The organism is Pseudomonas graminis, assembly GCF_001705435.1.
GTDB classification, from domain to species: domain Bacteria; phylum Pseudomonadota; class Gammaproteobacteria; order Pseudomonadales; family Pseudomonadaceae; genus Aquipseudomonas; species Aquipseudomonas graminis_B.
Window position 1 is genome coordinate 64,561 of the sequence record NZ_MDEN01000051.1, and the last position, 19,154, is coordinate 83,714.

22 protein-coding genes are annotated in these 19,154 nt (G+C 61.8%); 17 read left to right on the forward strand and 5 right to left on the reverse strand.

The window, feature by feature from the left end; all coding sequences use genetic code 11:
• Positions 1–48: 48 nt before the first annotated feature.
• The 3 genes from BBI10_RS03040 to rpmE form a co-directional block, all read right to left on the reverse strand.
• Positions 49–1,317 (reverse strand): malic enzyme-like NAD(P)-binding protein, encoded by a 1,269-nt coding sequence (locus BBI10_RS03040; protein ID WP_065986631.1) that lies wholly within the window; start codon positions 1,315–1,317, stop codon positions 49–51.
• Positions 1,318–1,495: 178 nt separating this feature from the next.
• The gene (locus BBI10_RS03045) at positions 1,496–2,299 is read right to left on the reverse strand and encodes a thermonuclease family protein (protein WP_065986632.1); all 804 of its coding nucleotides are present in this window, start codon (positions 2,297–2,299) and stop codon (positions 1,496–1,498) included.
• Between the two features lie 23 nt (positions 2,300–2,322).
• The gene (rpmE, locus tag BBI10_RS03050; RefSeq protein WP_065986634.1) at positions 2,323–2,556 is read right to left on the reverse strand and encodes a 50S ribosomal protein L31; all 234 of its coding nucleotides are present in this window, start codon (positions 2,554–2,556) and stop codon (positions 2,323–2,325) included.
• A 168-nt stretch (positions 2,557–2,724) separates the two neighbouring features.
• Between rpmE and BBI10_RS03055 the strand changes: the two genes are divergently transcribed.
• Positions 2,725–4,944 carry a primosomal protein N' gene (locus tag BBI10_RS03055; protein ID WP_065986635.1) on the forward strand — a complete coding sequence of 740 codons (2,220 nt, stop codon included), beginning with the start codon at positions 2,725–2,727 and terminating at the stop codon, positions 4,942–4,944.
• Here the strand turns inward: BBI10_RS03055 and BBI10_RS28195 are convergent.
• The gene (locus tag BBI10_RS28195) at positions 4,938–5,066 is read right to left on the reverse strand and encodes a hypothetical protein (RefSeq protein ID WP_274605108.1); all 129 of its coding nucleotides are present in this window, start codon (positions 5,064–5,066) and stop codon (positions 4,938–4,940) included. The genes BBI10_RS03055 and BBI10_RS28195 overlap by 7 nt on opposite strands.
• Here BBI10_RS28195 and argS point away from each other — a divergent pair.
• The 5 genes from argS (at position 5,065) to BBI10_RS03080 (ending at position 10,213) form a co-directional block, all read left to right on the forward strand.
• Positions 5,065–6,810, forward strand: a complete 1,746-nt coding sequence (argS, locus tag BBI10_RS03060; RefSeq protein ID WP_065986636.1) for an arginine--tRNA ligase — start codon at positions 5,065–5,067, stop codon at positions 6,808–6,810. The genes BBI10_RS28195 and argS overlap by 2 nt on opposite strands.
• 1 nt (position 6,811) lies before the next feature.
• Positions 6,812–7,501, forward strand: coding sequence for an SPOR domain-containing protein (locus BBI10_RS03065; protein ID WP_065986637.1), 690 nt, complete (start codon positions 6,812–6,814; stop codon positions 7,499–7,501).
• A 276-nt stretch (positions 7,502–7,777) separates the two neighbouring features.
• Positions 7,778–8,308: an ATP-dependent protease subunit HslV gene (gene hslV / locus BBI10_RS03070; protein WP_065986638.1), complete on the forward strand. Its 531-nt coding sequence runs from the start codon at positions 7,778–7,780 to the stop codon at positions 8,306–8,308.
• A gap of 69 nt (positions 8,309–8,377) precedes the next feature.
• The gene (hslU, locus tag BBI10_RS03075) at positions 8,378–9,715 is read left to right on the forward strand and encodes an HslU--HslV peptidase ATPase subunit (RefSeq protein ID WP_065986640.1); all 1,338 of its coding nucleotides are present in this window, start codon (positions 8,378–8,380) and stop codon (positions 9,713–9,715) included.
• A gap of 120 nt (positions 9,716–9,835) precedes the next feature.
• Positions 9,836–10,213, forward strand: coding sequence for a gamma-butyrobetaine hydroxylase-like domain-containing protein (locus BBI10_RS03080; protein ID WP_065986642.1), 378 nt, complete (start codon positions 9,836–9,838; stop codon positions 10,211–10,213).
• A gap of 15 nt (positions 10,214–10,228) precedes the next feature.
• Here BBI10_RS03080 and BBI10_RS03085 read toward each other — a convergent pair whose 3' ends face one another.
• Positions 10,229–10,507, reverse strand: a complete 279-nt coding sequence (locus tag BBI10_RS03085; RefSeq protein WP_065986644.1) for a polyhydroxyalkanoic acid system family protein — start codon at positions 10,505–10,507, stop codon at positions 10,229–10,231.
• Positions 10,508–10,648: 141 nt separating this feature from the next.
• Between BBI10_RS03085 and ubiE the strand changes: the two genes are divergently transcribed.
• The 11 genes from ubiE to BBI10_RS03135 all read left to right on the forward strand — a co-directional run bounded on the left by ubiE (position 10,649) and on the right by BBI10_RS03135 (position 19,044).
• On the forward strand, positions 10,649–11,419 hold the full coding sequence (gene ubiE, locus BBI10_RS03090; protein ID WP_065986646.1) for a bifunctional demethylmenaquinone methyltransferase/2-methoxy-6-polyprenyl-1,4-benzoquinol methylase UbiE: 771 nt from the start codon (positions 10,649–10,651) through the stop codon (positions 11,417–11,419).
• The gene (locus BBI10_RS03095; protein WP_065986648.1) at positions 11,419–12,042 is read left to right on the forward strand and encodes a ubiquinone biosynthesis accessory factor UbiJ; all 624 of its coding nucleotides are present in this window, start codon (positions 11,419–11,421) and stop codon (positions 12,040–12,042) included. Before ubiE ends, BBI10_RS03095 begins: the two co-directional genes overlap by 1 nt.
• Positions 12,039–13,658 (forward strand): ubiquinone biosynthesis regulatory protein kinase UbiB, encoded by a 1,620-nt coding sequence (gene ubiB / locus BBI10_RS03100; RefSeq protein WP_065986650.1) that lies wholly within the window; start codon positions 12,039–12,041, stop codon positions 13,656–13,658. The genes BBI10_RS03095 and ubiB overlap by 4 nt, the downstream gene beginning before the upstream one ends.
• Before the next feature lie 56 nt (positions 13,659–13,714).
• Positions 13,715–14,107 carry a phosphoribosyl-AMP cyclohydrolase gene (hisI, locus tag BBI10_RS03105; protein ID WP_065986652.1) on the forward strand — a complete coding sequence of 131 codons (393 nt, stop codon included), beginning with the start codon at positions 13,715–13,717 and terminating at the stop codon, positions 14,105–14,107.
• Between the two features lie 2 nt (positions 14,108–14,109).
• Complete coding sequence (locus BBI10_RS03110; protein ID WP_065986654.1) at positions 14,110–14,442, forward strand: phosphoribosyl-ATP diphosphatase; 333 nt, start codon at positions 14,110–14,112, stop codon at positions 14,440–14,442.
• Positions 14,443–14,484: 42 nt separating this feature from the next.
• The gene (locus tag BBI10_RS03115) at positions 14,485–14,769 is read left to right on the forward strand and encodes a twin-arginine translocase TatA/TatE family subunit (protein WP_065986662.1); all 285 of its coding nucleotides are present in this window, start codon (positions 14,485–14,487) and stop codon (positions 14,767–14,769) included.
• 10 nt (positions 14,770–14,779) lie between these two features.
• Positions 14,780–15,349: a Sec-independent protein translocase protein TatB gene (gene tatB, locus BBI10_RS03120; protein WP_065986663.1), complete on the forward strand. Its 570-nt coding sequence runs from the start codon at positions 14,780–14,782 to the stop codon at positions 15,347–15,349.
• Complete coding sequence (gene tatC / locus BBI10_RS03125; protein ID WP_065986665.1) at positions 15,346–16,140, forward strand: twin-arginine translocase subunit TatC; 795 nt, start codon at positions 15,346–15,348, stop codon at positions 16,138–16,140. The genes tatB and tatC overlap by 4 nt, the downstream gene beginning before the upstream one ends.
• Positions 16,137–16,844 (forward strand): 16S rRNA (uracil(1498)-N(3))-methyltransferase, encoded by a 708-nt coding sequence (locus tag BBI10_RS03130; RefSeq protein ID WP_065986666.1) that lies wholly within the window; start codon positions 16,137–16,139, stop codon positions 16,842–16,844. Before tatC ends, BBI10_RS03130 begins: the two co-directional genes overlap by 4 nt.
• A 284-nt stretch (positions 16,845–17,128) precedes the next feature.
• Positions 17,129–17,377, forward strand: a complete 249-nt coding sequence (locus tag BBI10_RS28495) for a hypothetical protein (protein ID WP_432213740.1) — start codon at positions 17,129–17,131, stop codon at positions 17,375–17,377.
• Positions 17,374–19,044: a methyl-accepting chemotaxis protein gene (locus tag BBI10_RS03135; RefSeq protein ID WP_432213741.1), complete on the forward strand. Its 1,671-nt coding sequence runs from the start codon at positions 17,374–17,376 to the stop codon at positions 19,042–19,044. The genes BBI10_RS28495 and BBI10_RS03135 overlap by 4 nt, the downstream gene beginning before the upstream one ends.
• Positions 19,045–19,154 lie beyond the last annotated feature (110 nt).

The following is a 19,154-nucleotide window of genomic DNA, read 5'->3' on the forward strand; positions in this document are numbered from 1 at the left end:
CCATAAAAAAACCCAGCACATGGCTGGGTTTTTTTATGGGCGCTTGTATCAGCCGTTGAACACTTCGTCCACGCTCTTCAGCGGGTAGTGCTTTGGATACGGCAGGGTCGCGACACCGCTCTCGATGGCTGCCTTGGCAACTGCATCGGAGATCAAGCCCAACAGGCGTGCGTCCATTGGTTTCGGGATGATGTACTCACGACCGAATTCCAGGGCGATGCCGCCGTAGGCGTCGCAGACTTCCTGAGGCACCGGCAGCTTGGCCAGTTCGCGCAGGGCGTTGGCCGCTGCGATCTTCATCTCTTCGTTGATGCGCTTGGCGCGAACGTCCAGTGCGCCACGGAAGATGAACGGGAAGCCCAGCACGTTGTTAACCTGGTTCGGGTAGTCCGAACGGCCGGTCGCCATGATCACGTCGTTGCGGGTGGCGTGAGCCAGTTCCGGCGAGATTTCCGGATCCGGGTTCGAGCAGGCGAACACGATCGGATTGGCCGCCATCGACTTCAGGCCTTCAGCGCTCAGCAGGTTCGGACCGGACAGACCGACGAACACGTCAGCGCCTTCCAGTGCATCGGCCAGCGTGCGCTTGTCGGTGGTGTGAGCGAACTGGGCCTTGTACTGGTTCAGATCGGTACGTCCGTCGTGAACCACGCCGCTACGGTCGATCATGAAAATGTTTTCGATCTTCGCGCCCATGCTCACCAGCAACTTCATGCAGGAGATGGCCGCAGCGCCAGCGCCCAGGCAGACGATCTTCGCCGTTTCCAGGGTTTTGCCAGCGATTTCCAGCGCGTTGATCATGCCGGCGGCGGTAACGATCGCGGTGCCGTGCTGGTCATCGTGGAAAACCGGAATGTCGCATTGCTCGATCAGCGCCTTTTCGATTTCGAAGCACTCAGGTGCCTTGATGTCTTCCAGGTTGATGCCGCCGAAGGTGATGGAGATGCGTCGCACGGTGTCGATGAAGGCCTGCGGGCTTTCCGAATCGACTTCGATATCGAACACGTCGATACCGGCAAAGCGCTTGAACAGCACACCCTTGCCTTCCATGACCGGCTTGGAGGCGAGAGGCCCGAGGTTACCCAGACCCAGAATCGCGGTGCCATCAGAGATCACCGCTACCAGGTTGCCTTTGCCGGTGTACTTGTAGGCAAGTTCCGGATCGCGACCGATTTCGCGGACCGGCTCAGCCACACCCGGGCTGTAAGCCAGCGACAGATCGCGAGCGGTTGCAGTGGCTTTGGTGAGCTCGACGCTGAGTTTCCCGGGACGGGGATGAGCGTGATATTCGAGAGCGGCAGTTTTCAAATCTGACATGGGGGCATTCCGCTTTTTTGCTGTTGGACAGACGGACCGCCGAGCATACGCAAGTCATAAAGTCCTAACAAGACTGGCGGGTCACCTGTGTCAAGAGGCCGCATCTACGACTTTCAGCGTAGAGACGCAGAACACAAGGCCTCCAGCGGCGACAATCCTGACCAAAACTGTCTACAATTTATTTATTGACTGTATCCAAAATTGCAGGATGAGTGATCGGCATCATCCAGCGAGGCTGACCTGATTTAAGGCTGCCCCGACGCGAACGATCGACTACCCAGCCACGCGCCTCGACTCGCTGACCTTTCAAGCGCTGCAACGCGGCAGTGTCAAACTGGCCGAGCAGCCTGGGCGCAATGCGCAGCACCAGCGCATCGCCGAATTCGATCCACAGGCCGCCGCCATTGCGCTGCACGCTGGTCACGCGCCCAGTGACCAGCGCAAACCCGCCCGTGCTGATCTGCTCGACCGGCTGAACCGGCGAGTTGCGCCACAGGCCCCGTCCGGCCTGGCGTGCTGACTTCTCTGCGGCCTGCTGGCACCTCACCAGTGCAACGTTAGGGGAGACTGCGACGAGATAGCCTAGGCCGTCCGCCAGCAGTTGCGCCTCGAGATTGGCGCCATCGCGGCCATAGACGTTGGCGAGGGTGCGTCCGTAGTGATCGGTCGGCTCTTCACCGACACGTAGCCTGACCTGCCCGTCACTGGCATCCACCAATGCCTGCAAACGACGCTTGGCCGCTTCGGCAAACGGCTGGGCGGACTGGCCCTTTTTGCCGGTTTCTGGTGTATTCAGGCCAATCATGCGAACGCTGCGACCATCGCTCAGGCGAACCGTGTCGCCATCGACCACTCGCTGCACCTGAAGCACAGGCAGAGACGGCGGCGCAGGGCACAAGGCCTGGGCCGACGAAAGCCAAATCGCAGACATAAAAAAGGCGCCCGCGAGGGACGCCTTTTTAAGCAGCCTGGAGAAACGCATCGGCGACTCCAGAACGGCCAACCTTACTCTGCAGCAGCAGGAGCTTTGGTAGGACCGAACGCACCGAAACGCGACTTGAACTTGTCGACACGACCGCCGACGTCCAGAGTTTTTTGCTTGCCGGTGTAGAACGGGTGGCACTCGTTGCACACGTCCAGGCTCAGAGGCTTGGCCAGTGTGGAACGGGTTTTGATGACATTGCCGCAGCTGCAGGTTGCGTCAATGGCTTCGTAAACTGGATGGATATCAGCTTTCATGGGTATTTCCTCAGGCTATCGTGCCGCCACCCAACACTATTGTTGAATACCGCACGGAATTAGGCCGCGCATATTAACAGACAACGCCAATCACGCAAGGGAACGTTCACGCCGGTCGTCTGCTAAGATCGCGCCCTTCGTCATACTCCGTAACAGGATATCCCCCGCGTGCCCGACGCCATCTTGCGCCTCGCCCTGCCCTCGCCGCTGCGTCGCCTGTTCGACTACTTTGCCCCCGCAGGTGTGGCGCGCAGTACCTTGCAGCCAGGGATGCGCCTGCGCGTGCCGTTCGGCCGTCGGGAAATGATCGGCGTGCTGGTGGAAGTCGTCGATCACAGCGACGTGCCGGCCGACAAGCTCAAGCCGGCCATTGCCGTGCTGGATGCCGAAGCGCCGCTGCCGCCTGCATTATTCAAGCTGTGCCTGTGGACCGCCCAGTATTACCAGCACAGCCTGGGCGACACGTTCAGCTGGGCGTTGCCGGTGTTGCTGCGCCAAGGGGAACCTGCGGAAGCGCGGCAAGAGCGGTTCTGGCACGCAGCCCCGGACGCCAGCGTCGATGACCCGCGCATCGCCCGGGCGCCGAAACAAAAGGAAGCGTTGCGCACCCTGGCCCAGCATCCCCACGGCGTGGCTCATCAGTTGCTGAGCAAGCTGATGCTCAACCGGGACAGCCTGAACTTGCTGCTCGCCAAAGGACTGGTGACCGTCGAGGTGCGCGGTCATGGCCCCGTCGAGCGGCACGAGCACTGGCTGGCGCAGCCGGAATTGCCGCTCAACACCGAGCAACGGGCGGCCTATGAGGCCATCCGTTCGGGTTTCGGCAGTTTCCACGCTTCACTGCTGGCGGGGGTCACCGGCAGTGGCAAGACCGAGGTTTATCTGCAGCTCATCCGCGAGACGCTGGAAGCGGGCAAGCAGGCGCTGGTGCTGATTCCGGAGATCAACCTCGGCCCGCAGACCCTCGCGCGCTTCGAGCAGCGTTTCAACGCGCGCATCGCGCTGCTGCATTCGGCGGTCAACGATCGCGATCGGCTGGACGCCTGGCTGGCAGCACGCGATGGCGAAGCCGACATCATCATCGGCACCCGTTCGGCGCTGTTCACCCCCATGAAAAACCCCGGGCTGATCATCATCGACGAGGAGCACGACGGCTCCTATAAACAGCAGGAAGGCCTGCGCTATCACGCCCGGGACCTGGCGCTGGTGAGGGCGCATCAGGAGGACATCCCGATCGTGCTCGGCTCGGCGACGCCTTCGCTCGAAAGCCTGCACAACGCCCACACTGGTCGGTACGCGCTCCTGCGCCTGAATCAGCGCGCGGGCGGTGCGCAGCAACCTCGCTTCCTGCGGCTGGATGTGAAAAGTCGTCCCCTCGACAGCGGCATCTCGGGCCCCATGCAGCAAGCCATCGCCCAGACTTTGGCGGCTGGCCAGCAAGTGCTGGTGTTCCTCAATCGCCGCGGGTTTGCCCCTACTCTGCTGTGTCACGACTGTGGCTGGTTGTCGGAATGCCCCCGTTGCGACGCGCGCATGACTGTTCACCAGCGCTCGGGTGAGCTGCGGTGTCACCACTGCGGCCATGTCGAGCGCGTCCCACGCAATTGCCCGGCATGCGGCAAGGTTGATCTGCGCCCGGTGGGTGCAGGGACCGAACGTGCCGAGGAGCGGCTGGCGATTCTGTTCCCCGACTATCCGGTCCTGCGCGTCGATCGCGACAGCACTTCGCGCAAGGACGCGATGAATCAGCTGTTCGCGACCATCCAGAAAGGCCAGCCGTGCATTCTGGTGGGCACCCAGATGCTCGCCAAAGGGCATCACTTCCCGCGTGTGACGCTGGTGTCGATTCTCGACGCCGATGGCGGGCTGTTCTCCGGTGACTTCCGCGCCAGCGAGCGCATGGCGCAATTGATTGTGCAGGTCGCAGGCAGGGCCGGGCGCGCCGAAGAGCCGGGCAAGGTGATCATCCAGACCCACCTGGCCGACCATCCTTTATTGATTCAACTCACCGAGCAGGGTTATTTCGCTTTTGCCGAGCAGGCCTTGAGCGAACGTCGCGCCGCCGGGCTGCCGCCGTTTTCACACCTGGCGCTGTTGCGCGCGGAAGCGCACAAGCCGGGTCAGGCCGAAGGGTTTCTTGACGAAGCCTGCACCGAAGCCGAGCGGTTATTGAAGGACATGGCGCTGGGCGGCATCGAGCTGCTGGGTCCGGTTCCGGCACCGATGGAACGACGCGCCGGACGCTATCGCGCTCAGTTGCTGGTCCAGGCCAACGCCCGCGCGCCACTGCACAAGCTGCTCGCGACCTGGCTGCTGACGCTGGAAAACATGCCGAGCGGGCGCCAGGTCAGATGGTCGCTGGACGTGGACCCGGTGGACCTTTATTGATTCGCATCGATTGACCGCGCATCCAGCGCGGTTGGCAAGGCGGCTCCGGCCACGGATAATGCCCAGTTTTTCCACCCGCGCATCCAGGCGCGGCCGCGCTTGCGGTCGAAAGAGAGCACCATGAAAGACACCATCCGCCAGCTGATTCAACAAGCTCTGAGCCAACTCGTCACCGATGGCGTCTTGCCGGAAGGGCTGACGCCGGCGATTCAGGTGGAGAACGCCAAGGACAAGAAAAACGGCGACTTCGCCAGCAATATCGCCATGATGCTGGCCAAGCCTGCCGGCTTGAAACCTCGCGATCTGGCCGAGAAAATCGTCGCCGCGCTGCCCGCCGACGAGCAGATCACCCAGGTCGACATCGCCGGCCCCGGCTTCCTCAATTTTTTCCAGAACACCCAGGCCCTGGCTTCGCGCCTCGACGAAGCGCTGGCCGACGCGACCCTGTCCGTGCGCAAAAATGGTCCTGCTCAACGCGTCGTGGTCGACCTGTCCGCGCCGAACCTGGCCAAAGAGATGCACGTCGGCCACTTGCGCTCGACCATCATTGGCGACGGCGTGGCCAGCGTCCTTGAGTTCCTTGGCGACACCGTGATCCGTCAGAACCACGTGGGCGACTGGGGCACCCAGTTCGGCATGCTGCTGGCCTATCTGCAGGAAACCCCGGCGACCAGCGACGAGCTGGCTGACCTCGAAAACTTCTACCGCGCTGCAAAGGGCCGTTTTGACGAGTCGGAAGAATTCGCCGAGCGCGCTCGGGGGCTGGTGGTCAAGCTCCAAGCAGGCGACGCCGAGTGCCTGAGCCTGTGGACGCGCTTCAAAGACATCTCCCTGTCTCACTGCCAGGAAGTGTACGAACGTCTGAACGTCAAACTCACGCCGAAGGACGTCATGGGCGAAAGCGCCTACAACGACGACCTCGCCAATGTCGTCGCCGACCTGAAGAAAGCCGGCCTGCTGGTCGAAAGCAACGGCGCGCAATGTGTGTTTCTTGAAGAATTCAAAACCGCTGAAGGCACGCCGCTGCCGGTGATCGTGCAAAAGGCCGGTGGCGGTTATCTGTATGCCACCACCGACCTCGCCGCCATTCGCTACCGCAGCAACGTGCTGAAAGCCGATCGCGCGCTGTATTTCGTCGATCAGCGTCAGGCCCTGCACTTCCAGCAGGTCTTCGAAGTGGCGCGCCGCGCAGGCTTCGTCACCAACGGCATGCAGATGGAGCACATGGGCTTCGGCACCATGAACGGCGCCGATGGCCGTCCGTTCAAGACCCGCGATGGCGGCACGGTCAAGCTGGTCGACTTGCTCGACGAAGCCGAAGAGCGCGCCTACACGCTGGTCAAAGAGAAAAACCCGGACGTCGCCGAAGACGAGTTGCGCTCTATCGCCAAGGCCGTCGGCATCAGCGCGGTGAAATATGCCGACCTGTCCAAGCATCGCGCCAGTGACTACAGCTTCAACTTCGACCAGATGCTCAGCTTCGAAGGCAACACCGCGCCTTATCTGCTGTACGCCTACACCCGTGTGGCCGGTGTATTCCGCAAGCTCGAAGAAAAGGGCGAAACCTTCGACGCGAGCGCGGGCCGGATCATCCTCGACGCACCGCAGGAGCAAGACCTGGCCGCGCGTCTGGCGCAGTTCGGCGAGACCGTCAACACCGTCGCCGACAAAGGCACGCCCCATGTGCTCTGCGCCTATGTGTACGACCTCGCCGGTCTGTTCTCCAGTTTCTACGAGAACTGCCCGATCCTGGCGGCAGAAAGCCCTGAACAACAGCAAAGCCGTCTGCGCCTCGCCGCCCTGACCGGTCGCACCCTCAAGCAAGGCCTGCAGTTGCTGGGTCTGGACACTCTGGAGCGTATGTAAGTTGGCCGTTAAAAAGAAACCTGCTCCCAAGCGCGGCGCCAGCCGGTATCAGGCACCCGCAAAGACGCCGATTCCGGGTTGGGTGTGGATGGCGATCGGCCTGACCGTCGGCGCTTTCGTTGTTTTTCTGATGAAGCTCGAACCCGGCAGTGGCGACGATATCAAGCGCGTCAAGGCTGAAGCCAAGGCCGCGAAGATCGCCGAAGCGAACAAGACGCCGCCCAGCCCGACCGCGCCCGTGAAGCCGAAGTACGACTTCTACACGCTGTTGCCTGAGTCGGAAGTCATCGTGCCGAATGAAGCGGTGCCAGAGAAGACGCCACCGGTCGTTGCGCCAAGCACGCCGGTTACGCCTGAAGTGGCCGCGAAGATCGACACGGCTCGTGCCCAGGCGGCACTCAGCGGTCTGACGCCACCGCCAGCGCCTCCGGTGGCCAAGCCGGCGGCCGTGACGACGTTCTTCCTGCAAGCGGGCTCGTTCCGCAAACAGGCCGACGCCGAAAAAGTGCGCGCGCAGATTATTCTGCTGGGGCAAACCTCGACCGTGGAGTCGGGGACGGTGAAGGATGAAACCTGGTACCGCGTGCTGGTCGGCCCGTTCAGCAACCGCGAACAGCTGACCATCGCGCAGAAGCAACTGGCGGGCGGCGGCTTCAGCAACCTGCTCCTGCAACAGCGCCAGGCTCGCTAGGGCAGTGTCGCCCACCGCAGGACCAACGATCGGTCCCGCTCCACGCGGGCACGATCAGTTGTAGGAGTGAGCTTGCTCGCGATGACATTGGCACATCCAACATAATGGGTGCCTGATTCACCGCAATCGCGAGCAAGCTCACTCCTACACAAACTTGAAGCAACCTGACGCAACGCCATTCATCCCTCAACCCACTCAACGGTTGAAATACCCGCCCCCACCCCCATATGAGTTTCCATCAGGGCATTTTCGCCCCGCAGCGTGGAGACTCTCCCCTTGACCACCATCGTTTCAGTGCGCCGCCAAGGCAAAGTCGTCATGGCCGGTGACGGCCAGGTTTCCCTGGGCAATACCGTCATGAAAGGCAACGCCAAGAAAGTCCGGCGCCTTTACCACGGTCAGGTCATCGCCGGTTTCGCAGGCGCCACCGCTGACGCCTTCACCCTGTTCGAGCGCTTCGAAGCCCAACTGGAAAAGCACCAGGGTCACCTCATTCGCGCCGCCGTAGAGCTGGCGAAAGAATGGCGTACCGACCGCTCGCTCAGCCGCCTTGAAGCCATGCTGGCCGTTGCCAACAAAGACGCCTCGCTGATCATTACCGGTAACGGCGACGTTGTAGAGCCCGAAGATGGCCTGATCGCCATGGGTTCCGGCGGTGCCTTTGCCCAGGCCGCGGCCCGCGCGCTGCTGCTGAAGACCGAACTCTCTGCCCGTGAAATCGCCGAAACCGCCTTGCACATTGCCGGCGACATCTGCGTCTTCACTAACCACAACATCACCATTGAGGAGCAGGACCTCGCCGAGTAAGCCTGAGGTAATGGCCGCCATTCATCGCGGCCTGCCCGACTTGCACTCTGCCGAGGACCGTTGAAAACCATGTCCATGACTCCCCGTGAAATCGTCCACGAACTCAATCGCCATATCATCGGCCAGGACGATGCCAAGCGCGCCGTCGCCATCGCCCTGCGTAACCGCTGGCGCCGGATGCAGCTGCCTGAAGAGCTGCGCGTCGAAGTCACCCCCAAGAACATTCTGATGATCGGCCCGACCGGCGTCGGTAAAACCGAAATCGCCCGTCGTCTGGCCAAGCTCGCCAACGCGCCGTTCATCAAGGTCGAAGCGACCAAGTTCACAGAAGTCGGCTACGTGGGTCGCGATGTCGAGTCGATCATCCGTGATCTGGCCGACGCGGCGATGAAGCTGCTGCGTGAACAGGAGATCACCAAGGTCCGCCACCGCGCTGAAGACGCCGCCGAAGAGCGCATTCTCGACGCCCTGCTGCCACCGGCGCGCGCGGGCTTCAACGAAGACGCGACATCGGGCAGTGATTCCAACACCCGTCAGCTGTTTCGCAAGCGCCTGCGCGAAGGTCAGCTGGACGACAAGGAAATCGAGATCGAGGTCGCGGAAATGGGCGGCGTCGATATTTCCGCGCCGCCGGGCATGGAAGAGATGACCAACCAGCTGCAGAGCCTGTTTGCCAACATGGGCAAGGGCAAGAAGAAAAGCCGCAAGCTGAAAGTCAAAGACGCGATGAAGATGGTTCGCGATGAAGAAGCGGGCCGTCTGGTCAACGACGAAGAGCTGAAAGTGCAAGCGCTGGAAGCGGTCGAGCAGCACGGCATTGTGTTCATCGACGAGATCGACAAAGTGGCCAAACGCGGCAATGTCGGCGGCGCCGATGTGTCACGCGAAGGCGTTCAGCGCGACCTGCTGCCGCTGATCGAAGGCTGCACCGTCAACACCAAGCTGGGCATGGTCAAGACCGATCACATCCTGTTCATCGCGTCCGGCGCGTTCCACCTGAGCAAGCCGAGCGATCTGGTGCCTGAACTGCAGGGTCGTCTGCCGATTCGCGTCGAGCTCAAAGCGCTGAGCCCGCAGGATTTCGAACGCATCCTGACCGAACCCCATGCCTCGCTGACCGAGCAATACCGCGAGCTGTTGAAGACCGAAGGCCTGAACATTGCGTTCCTGCCGGATGGCATCAAGCGTCTGGCCGAGATCGCCTGGCAGGTCAACGAGAAGACCGAGAACATCGGTGCGCGTCGCTTGCATACGCTGCTTGAGCGGTTGCTGGAAGAGGTTTCTTTCAGTGCCGGTGATCTGGCGGGTGCGCAGGATGGCGGGACGATTCAGATCGACGCTGAGTACGTGAACAGCCACTTGGGTGAGCTGGCGGAAGACGAAGATCTGTCGCGTTATATCCTTTAAAGCAGCTGCAAGCGGTTAGCTTCAAGCGGCAAGCAGATTTCACTGGCTGCACGAATCCGCTTCGCTTGGAGCTTGTAGCTTGTAGCTTGTAGCTTGTAGCTTGTAGCTGAGATTACCTCTATGACCCGCATGCCCACCGCTGTCCAGATGCACAAAGCGTCGAAAGTCCTCAGCCTGAAATACGGGCCGGACGAGGAATACCGCCTGCCGGCGGAATTTCTGCGTGTGCACTCGCCTTCGGCGGAGGTGCAGGGCCATGGCAACCCGATTTTGCAGTTCGGCAAGCTGGGCGTCGGGCTTACCAAAGTGGAACCCGCCGGCCAGTACGCGCTGAAGCTGACCTTCGACGACGGTCATGACAGCGGTTTGTTTACTTGGGAATACCTGGAGCAACTGGCGCAACGCCAGGCGCAACTGTGGGAGGAGTACCTGGCCGAGCTCAAGGCCGCCGGCAAATCCCGCGACCCTTCCGAGCAAGTCATCAAGCTGATGCTCTAGCCGTCGCTCCAGACGTCAGGCGGTCAGCACCTTGTCCAGCTGCCGTTCAACTTCCGACTGAATCGAACCGCTCATGGCGGAGAGGAAGAAGTTGAGATCAATGTTCACCCGCACCCATTCATCTTCGACCGCGACAGTGCCCTTGGCGCCCTTGCCTTCCAGGGCCACGGTGTCGCCTGTCCACTCGTGCTCGATGCCGTACTTGTCGGATAGTTTCTGCAGCATGATCTCAGCCTTCTCGCGGGCCTTTTCCTTTCCCAGCGTGTGCTGGCGTTCCACGGTAATTCTGGCCACTGACGGGCTCCTGCTTCGGCTTAAATCGTCGACGCACTATACCAGCGGCCCGAAGCGAAGAAACTGTTGGCCGTGCGCCTTGTCAAGACAAAGCCAGCCCCGACGATTAGAATGGCGCCACTTTATTCCGGTGACAGCGATATGAATGATCCGCGCAAAGGCAGCGATGCCGAACCCATCACCCACTTCGGTTACAAAAACGTACCGGAAAGCCAGAAGGCCGAGAAAGTCGCCGAGGTATTTCACTCCGTCGCGGCCAAATATGACCTGATGAACGACGTACTGTCCGGCGGCATGCATCGCCTCTGGAAGCGCTTCACCATCGAACTGTCCGGCGTTCGCAGCGGCAACCGCGTGCTCGACATCGCAGGCGGCACCGGTGATCTGGCGAAGAAGTTCTCCCATCTTGTCGGCCCGACCGGTGAGGTCGTACTGGCTGACATCAACGCATCGATGCTCAAGGTCGGTCGTGACCGCCTGCTGGATCGCGGGGTGGCCGGCAACATCAAGTTCGTCCAGGCCGACGCTGAAAAGCTGCCGTTCCCTGACAACCACTTCGACTGCGTGACCATCGCCTTCGGCCTGCGCAACGTGACGCACAAGGAAGACGCCATCCGCTCCATGCTGCGCGTGCTCAAGCCGGGTGGTCGTTTGCTGGTACTGGAATTCTCCAAGCCCACCAGCAAAGTCATGTCCAAGATCTACGACGCCTACTCGTTCGCTTTCATGCCGCTGGCCGGCAAGCTGATCACCAACGATTCTGAAAGCTACCGCTATCTGGCAGAGTCGATCCGCATGCACCCTGATCAGGAAACCCTGAAGTCAATGATGGTCCAGGCCGGTTTCGACCGAGTGACCTACCACAACATGACCTCCGGCATCGTCGCGCTCCACCGGGGCATCAAACCCTGATGCTGATCAACGGCTTGCTCGCCAGTGCCGAACACGGCATCAACCGCGTGCTGCGCATGGACAGCACCGCCTTGCCGCGCCTTGACCGGCTGAGCGGCAAGGTCATCGCGATCGAGTGCACCAGCCCGACGTTTCATCTGCACGTGCTGCCCGGCGACGACGGCCTGATGCTGGCGGCGAACTGGGAAGGCGGTGCTGATGTGACCCTGCGCGCGCCCGCTGCGAGCCTGATGCGCCTGGCGATGAGCAAAGACAAAAATGCCGTGCTGCACAGCCCGGAAGTCGAGCTGGAGGGCGAAAGCGCCGTGCTGCTTGAGCTGGTGGGCGTGCTGCAGGACCTGGACCTCGATTGGGAGTACGAGCTGCAACGCTGGCTCGGCCCTGTCGCGGCGCCCCTGATCGGCGGGCACCTGCGCAACAGCGCGCGCTGGACCCGCGACAGCGCGGCCAGCCTCAGCCATAACCTGGCCGAATACCTGGCCGAAGAATCCCGCACGCTGGTCGGCAAACGCGAGGCCGAAGCCCGCTTCGCCGAACTGGATCAGACCAAACAAGACCTGGAACGCCTCGAAGCCCGCTTCGAGCGTCTGGCCCACTCCCTCACATCCAGCGATAACGCATGAGCCTGCTTGCCGTCCGCCGCCTGTTTCGCATCCAGCGTGTCGTAATCCGTTACCGCCTCGATGACCTGTTGTTCGCCCTGCCCCTGCCTTGGTGGCTGCTGGCTGTGCGCTTCGTGCTGCCATGGCACTGGTTGCCGCGGCGCAAGAACGAACTGAGCCGTGGTGCCCGTCTGCGACTGGCGTTGCAGGACCTGGGGCCGATTTTCATCAAGTTCGGGCAGTTGCTGTCCACTCGCCGGGATCTGCTGCCTGAAGACGTGGCCGACGAGCTGATGATGCTGCAGGACCGCGTGCCGCCGTTCGACTCCGCCAAAGCCGTGGCGCTGATCGAGTCGCAGCTGGGCGCGAAGATCAGCGAAGTGTTCAGCCGTTTCGATGTGGCCCCGCTCGCCTCTGCTTCTGTCGCTCAAGTCCACGCCGCGCGCCTGAAGACTGGCGAGGAAGTGGTGGTAAAGGTCGTACGGCCAGGCTTGAAGCCGATCATCGGTTCCGATCTTGCGTGGCTGTTCATTCTGGCAAAGATTGCCGAGCGGGTTTCCGCAGACGCCCGCCTGCTGCACCCGGTGGACGTGGTCGCCGATTACGAAAAAACCATCTACGACGAGCTCGACCTGCTGCGCGAGGCGGCCAACTCCAGCCAGCTGCGCCGCAACTTCGAGGGCTCGCCCATGCTCTACGTGCCGCAGGTCTACTGGGACTGGTGCCGGCCGAAGGTGTTGGTCATGGAGCGCATTTACGGCGTGCAAGTGACCGATCTGGCGACCCTCGCCGATCAGCGCACCGACATGAAGAAGCTGGCGGAGCGCGGCGTCGAGCTGTTCTTCACCCAGGTTTTTCGTGACAGCTTTTTCCACGCCGACATGCACCCCGGCAATATTTTCGTCAGCACGGTCACGCCGTGGGATCCCCAGTACATCGCCATCGACTGCGGAATTGTGGGCAGTCTGACCCCTGAGGATCAGGACTACCTGGCGCGCAACCTGTTTGCCTTCTTCAAGCGCGACTACCGCCGTGTGGCGCAGCTGCACATTGACTCGGGCTGGGTGCCGGCCGAGACCAAGCTGAATGAATTCGAAGCGGCCATCCGTACGGTGTGCGAACCGATATTCGAGAAGCCCCTGAAAGACATTTCCTTTGGCCAGGTACTGATGCGCCTGTTCCAGACCGCTCGCCGCTTCAACATGGAAGTGCAGCCGCAACTGGTGCTGCTGCAAAAGACGCTCCTCAATATCGAAGGCCTCGGCCGTCAGCTGTACCCGGAGCTGGATCTCTGGGCGACTGCGCAGCCGTTCCTCGAACGCTGGATGCGCGAGCGCGTCAGCCCGAAAACCCTGCTGGGCAACCTGCAGTCCCAGGTTGAACAGATTCCGCATCTGGCCAACATGACCCGGGATTTGCTCGAGCGCCTGTCGCAGCCCCATCGCCACGATCCGCCCCCGCCCTACCGGCGCGATGGCGATCATTGGGCCCTTCGGCTGCTCGGCGCGGGCCTGCTGGCCGGCGGCGTGCTGCTGGCAATCACCCATACCCAGACCGGCGCAGCGCTGAACACCCTGAGTGCCTGGCCTGCCTTGCTGATGCTGGCGGCAGGCGTCTATCTGGTCGTTCGCCGATAGCCATCGGCGCAAGCCGCTGGCACACTAACTCTCCCCTGGAACGGCCGGAGCCGATGATGAAAGACTGGCTGGACGAGATTAAGTGGGACAAGGACGGCCTGGTGCCCGCCATCGCACAGGACCACAAGACCGGTCGCGTGCTGATGATGGCGTGGATGAACCGTGAAGCCTTGAGCCTGACTGCCAGCGAACAGCGCGCTATCTATTGGTCACGTTCGCGTGGCAAGTTGTGGCGAAAGGGCGAAGAGTCGGGCCACGTGCAGAAGCTTCATGAGCTGCGTCTGGACTGTGATGCCGACGTCATTATCCTGATGGTCGAGCAAATTGGTGGCATCGCTTGCCATACCGGCCGCGAGAGCTGCTTCTACCGCGTCTACGATGATGCTGGCTGGAAGACCGTGGACCCGGTACTCAAAGATCCGGAAGCCATTTACCAAGCAGGACACTGAACATGACTGATACCTTGTCACGCCTTGCCGAGGTGCTCGAATCACGCAAGGGCGCGGCTGCCGACTCGTCATACGTCGCCAGCCTGTATCACAAGGGACTGAACAAGATTCTGGAGAAGGTCGGCGAAGAGTCGGTCGAAACCATAATCGCTGCCAAGGACGCTGCCATCAGCGGTGACTGCAGTGATGTCGTCTACGAAACCGCCGACTTGTGGTTCCACAGCATGGTGATGCTTGCCCAGTTGGGCCAACACCCGCAAGCCGTGCTCGATGAGCTGGACCGCCGTTTCGGCCTGTCCGGCCACGCCGAGAAAGCATCTCGCTCGGCGGAATAAACACAGGGGCTGCGGCCCGAAATTTCTTGTGAGGAACGCGTTATGGGCATTTTTGACTGGAAACACTGGATCGTCATTCTTGTGGTTGTCGTGCTGGTCTTCGGCACCAAGAAACTCAAGAACCTGGGGACTGACGTGGGTGAGTCGATCAAGGGCTTTCGCAAGGCCATGAATGACGACGACAAACATCCGGAAGAGCCAACCGTGCAGCCGCCGGTTCAGCCACAGCCCACCGCGCAGCCTGTCCCTCCGACTCAGCCGCTGCACCAGCCGCACACCATCGACGCTCAGGCGCAACGAGTCGAAGACCCCCTCCGCAAAGACTAGGTCGTGACGCATGTTTGGTATCAGCTTTTCTGAACTGCTGCTGGTCGGCCTCGTTGCCCTGCTGGTCCTGGGGCCCGAGCGTCTGCCGGGCGCAGCACGGACGGCCGGGCTCTGGATCGGCCGCCTGAAACGCAGCTTCAATGCGATCAAACAGGAAGTTGAGCGCGAAATCGGCGCTGACGAGATTCGGCGTCAGCTGCACAACGAGCATATCCTTTCGCTGGAAGAGGAAGCTCGCAAGATCATGCAGCCACAGCAACCGCCTGCAGCGCCTGTAGCCCCCGCGACACCGGCACCGGCTGAACCCGCTGCCGAGACGCCGATTCCACCGGCTCCGGCCTCTACAGCGCCGGTCATGGGTGCGGCCTCACCGGCCCAGAGCGCCGACATTGGCCCGGCCGCTCCGGCGGAAAGCGCGTCGGTTACGCCGCCGCCCGTTCATGTCGAGCCTGCTGCGCCTGCACCTTCGCCTGTCGGGCCGGATTCTGCACCCGCACCTGCGCCGGTCATCACCCCTGCGACCGCGGTGCAAAGTGCGCCTTCTGCCAACGATTCGTCACTGCCACCACGAGCCCCATGAGCGAAATCCCGGAAAACGACCAGCAAATGCCGCTGGTCTCGCACCTGACAGAACTGCGCTCTCGCCTGCTGCGCTGCGTGCTGGCGATCTTCGTGATCTTCGGCGCGCTGTTCTACTTCACCCAGAAGATCTACACCTTCGTTTCAGCCCCGCTGCGCAAGTTTCTGCCTGACGGCGCCACGATGATCGCGACCGATGTGGCCTCGCCGTTCATCACGCCGTTCAAGCTGACGATGATGGTGGCGCTGTTTCTGGCGATGCCGGTGATTCTGTATCAGATCTGGGGCTTCATTGCGCCAGGCTTGTACAAGCACGAAAAGCGCGTGGCAGTGCCGCTGCTGATCTCCAGCATCATCCTGTTCTACGCCGGGATGGCGTTTGCCTACTTCCTGGTCTTCCCGCTGATCTTCCACTTCTTCGCCAGCGTCACGCCGGAAGGCGTGTCGATGATGACGGACATCGCCAGTTACCTGGACTTCGTCATGACGCTGTTCCTGGCATTCGGGGTCGCGTTCGAGATTCCGGTGGCGGTTGTACTGCTGGTGTGGATCGGCATCGTCGACGTCAAATACCTGAAGAAGATTCGCCCGTACGTGGTGATTGGCTGCTTCGTGGTCGGCATGATCCTCACCCCGCCGGACATCTTTTCCCAGACCCTTCTGGCTGTGCCGATGTGGCTGCTGTTTGAAATCGGCGTGCTGTGCAGTTCGATGATCACCAAGCGCGGCGATCATGAAGACGACGAGAAAGCCGAAGACGAACAGAGCCAACCGCCAGCGACCCAGCCGTGAACCTGCTGTTGCTTGAGCACGCCGACTTCATCGCGGCGGATCGGGTCGTGCTGCGTGATCGGCGCCTCAAGCACATGCAGGAAGTGCATCGCAGCGAAGTCGGCGACAGCTTGCGGGTCGGTCGAGTGAACGGCTTGCTGGGCAGTGCGCAATTGCTGCGTCTGGAAACTCGTGAAGCCGAGCTTTCGGTGAGCTTCGAGCACGCCCCGCCGGCCAAACTCCCCCTGACGCTGATCCTCGCCCTGCCGCGCCCGAAAATGCTGCGTCGGGTGTTTCAGACCGTGGCGACGATGGGTGTCCCCCGAGTCATCCTGGTCAACAGTTACCGCGTCGAAAAAAGCTTCTGGCAGACGCCCTTTCTGGAGCCGGCTGCCATTCACGAGCAGTTGATTCTCGGACTGGAGCAGGCCCGGGACAGCGTGCTGCCTGAGATCGTCATCGAGAAGCGCTTCAAGCCGTTCGTTGAGGACCGCCTTCCCGCTGTGGTCGAAGGGACGCTGGGATTGGTCGGCCATCCGGGTGATTTCCCCGCCTGCCCACGCGCGGTCGAGCAGCCCGTCACCCTGGCCATCGGCCCCGAAGGCGGCTGGATTCCCTACGAAGTTGATTTGCTGCAGGCCTCGGGGCTGAATCCAGTCCAGTTGGGTGCGCGGATCCTGCGCGTTGAAACCGCCGTGACCGCGCTACTCGCCCGATTGTTCTAGAACATGGCGACACCGATTCCCCCACAGACATAGAACCTGTGGGAGCGAGCTTGCTCGCGAAGGCTCACTTTCAGACCCGAGAACGTTGCTGACTGTCCCGGCCTCGTCCTGAGCACGCTCAGTCCCACACACGGCCCATGTCTGCTGCTCCGCCGCGCGGTGTCAGAACGGCGGGCAATGTCCTTGCCCCCCCCCCGAGCTACCTCCCGTCCTCATCAAGCACTTCAGTTTGCCGCGCGACAGCCGATGCACAAGCGTCTATAAAAAAATTCGCAGGAATCATCATGTCTCGCTGGTTTACCCAACGCCTTGGAAATATGAGCGTCCGTCTCAAACTGGGTGTCGGTTTCGGCCTTGTGCTGTTGCTGACGCTACTTATCACGGCGACGGGCTGGTCCAGCGTGAAGGCAGTGATCGAGCGCGGCGACAAGCTGGGGATGATCTCGCAGATCAGTGAGCGGACGATGGATCTGCGCACGGCAGGCATGTGTACGAAGCTCAATACACCGCTGAAGCTGCGACGGCGGTCATGACCGCGCTGGACAAGCTCGACGCTGACCTGAAAACCGGCCAGAGCATGGTCAAGGGCATCGGCGATCTCAAACTGATGGACGCTCAGGCTCAGGCCGCCAGCGAATACCGCCGTGCCTTTGGCGACATGACCAAAGCGATCCAGACCCGCGAAGCCAGCCGAACCAACTTGGGCGCGTCCGCCGACGCCGCTGTCGATACCGTCAACCAGATCGAACAGGCGTTGCTGCAGCACGACAACATCCTGCAATTCAACAGCGCGGTGGATGTCAGCAAGCAGATCCAGCAGGCCCGCTTCCAGGTGCGCGGTTACACCTTCAGTGGCAAACCGGATTTCGAAAAGAACGCGACCGCCGCCATCGACGAAGCCATCGTCGGGGTCAACACGCTGGCCGGCGACGTTTCCTCCCAGTACATCCCGCAGCTGCAAAAGGCCAACCTGGCGCTCAAAGGCTATCGCGACGCTGTCGGCCAATACCGTGAAGCGCAACTGGTCAGCGTTCAGGCCCTCGCCAAGATGACCGAGCTGGGGCAACAGCTGCTGGACGCCAGCGAACAACTCAACATTTCGCAAAACGCCAAACGCGAGGCAGACACCCGTCAGGCCCAATCGACCCTTGGCATTGCCACGATAGTGGCCCTGATCCTCGGTGTTTTCGCCGCCTGGGTCATCACCCGCCAAATCACGGTGCCGCTGGGGCAGACGCTTGTTGCGGTCGAGCGCGTGGCGTCCGGTGATCTGACCCACAACTTGAGCGTCGACCGGCGCGACGAGCTTGGCCAGTTGCAGGGCAGCATCCAGCGCATGACGGTGGAGCTGCGCCAATTGATCGGCGGCATCGGCGAAGGCGTGACCCAGATCGCCAGCGCGGCCGAAGAGCTGTCGGCGGTCACTGAGCAGACCAGTGCCGGGGTCAACAGCCAGAAGGTCGAGACCGATCAGGTAGCGACGGCGATGCACGAGATGACCGCCACGGTGCAGGAAGTGGCGCGTAACGCCGAAGAAGCGTCCGAGGCCGCCGTAGCCGCTGACCTCCAGGCGCGTGAGGGCGACAAGGTCGTCAACGAGGCCATCGCGCAGATCGAGCTCCTCGCGACCGAGGTCGGTCACTCCACCGAGGCGATGGCCGAACTCAAGCGCGAGAGCGACAAGATCGGCAGCGTCCTCGACGTGATCAAGTCCGTTGCGCAACAAACCAACCTCCTTGCCCTGAACGCGGCCATCGAGGCCGCCCGGGCGGGTGAGGCCGGTCGCGGATTCGCTGTGGTCGCAGACGAAGTGCGCAGCCTCGCGCAACGCACGCAAAAGTCCACGGAAGAGATCGAAGAGCTGATTTCCGGCTTGCAGAACGGCACCCGACAAGTCGCGACAATCATGGACAACAGCCGCGAACTGACGGTCAGCAGCGTCGAACTGACCCGCCGCGCCGGCACCTCACTGGAAAACATCACCCGGACCGTGTCTGCGATTCAATCCATGAACCAGCAGATCGCCGCCGCGGCCGAGGAGCAAAGCGCTACGGCCGAAGAGATCAACCGCAGCGTGCTCAACGTGCGCGACGTGTCGGAACAGACCTCCGCCGCCAGCGAGGAAACCGCAGCGTCGAGCGTCGAGCTGGCGCGACTGGGCAGCCATCTGCAAGGGCTGGTGAGTCGCTTCCGGATCTGATCCGCTTGCCCGGCTCGCACCCGCATCAGCCACCGGCCTGCCGGCAAAGCCTCCAATAGGGGCGGAATCTGTGACACGCGTCACCCCTTCCCGCCCCTCGGAAATCTCCT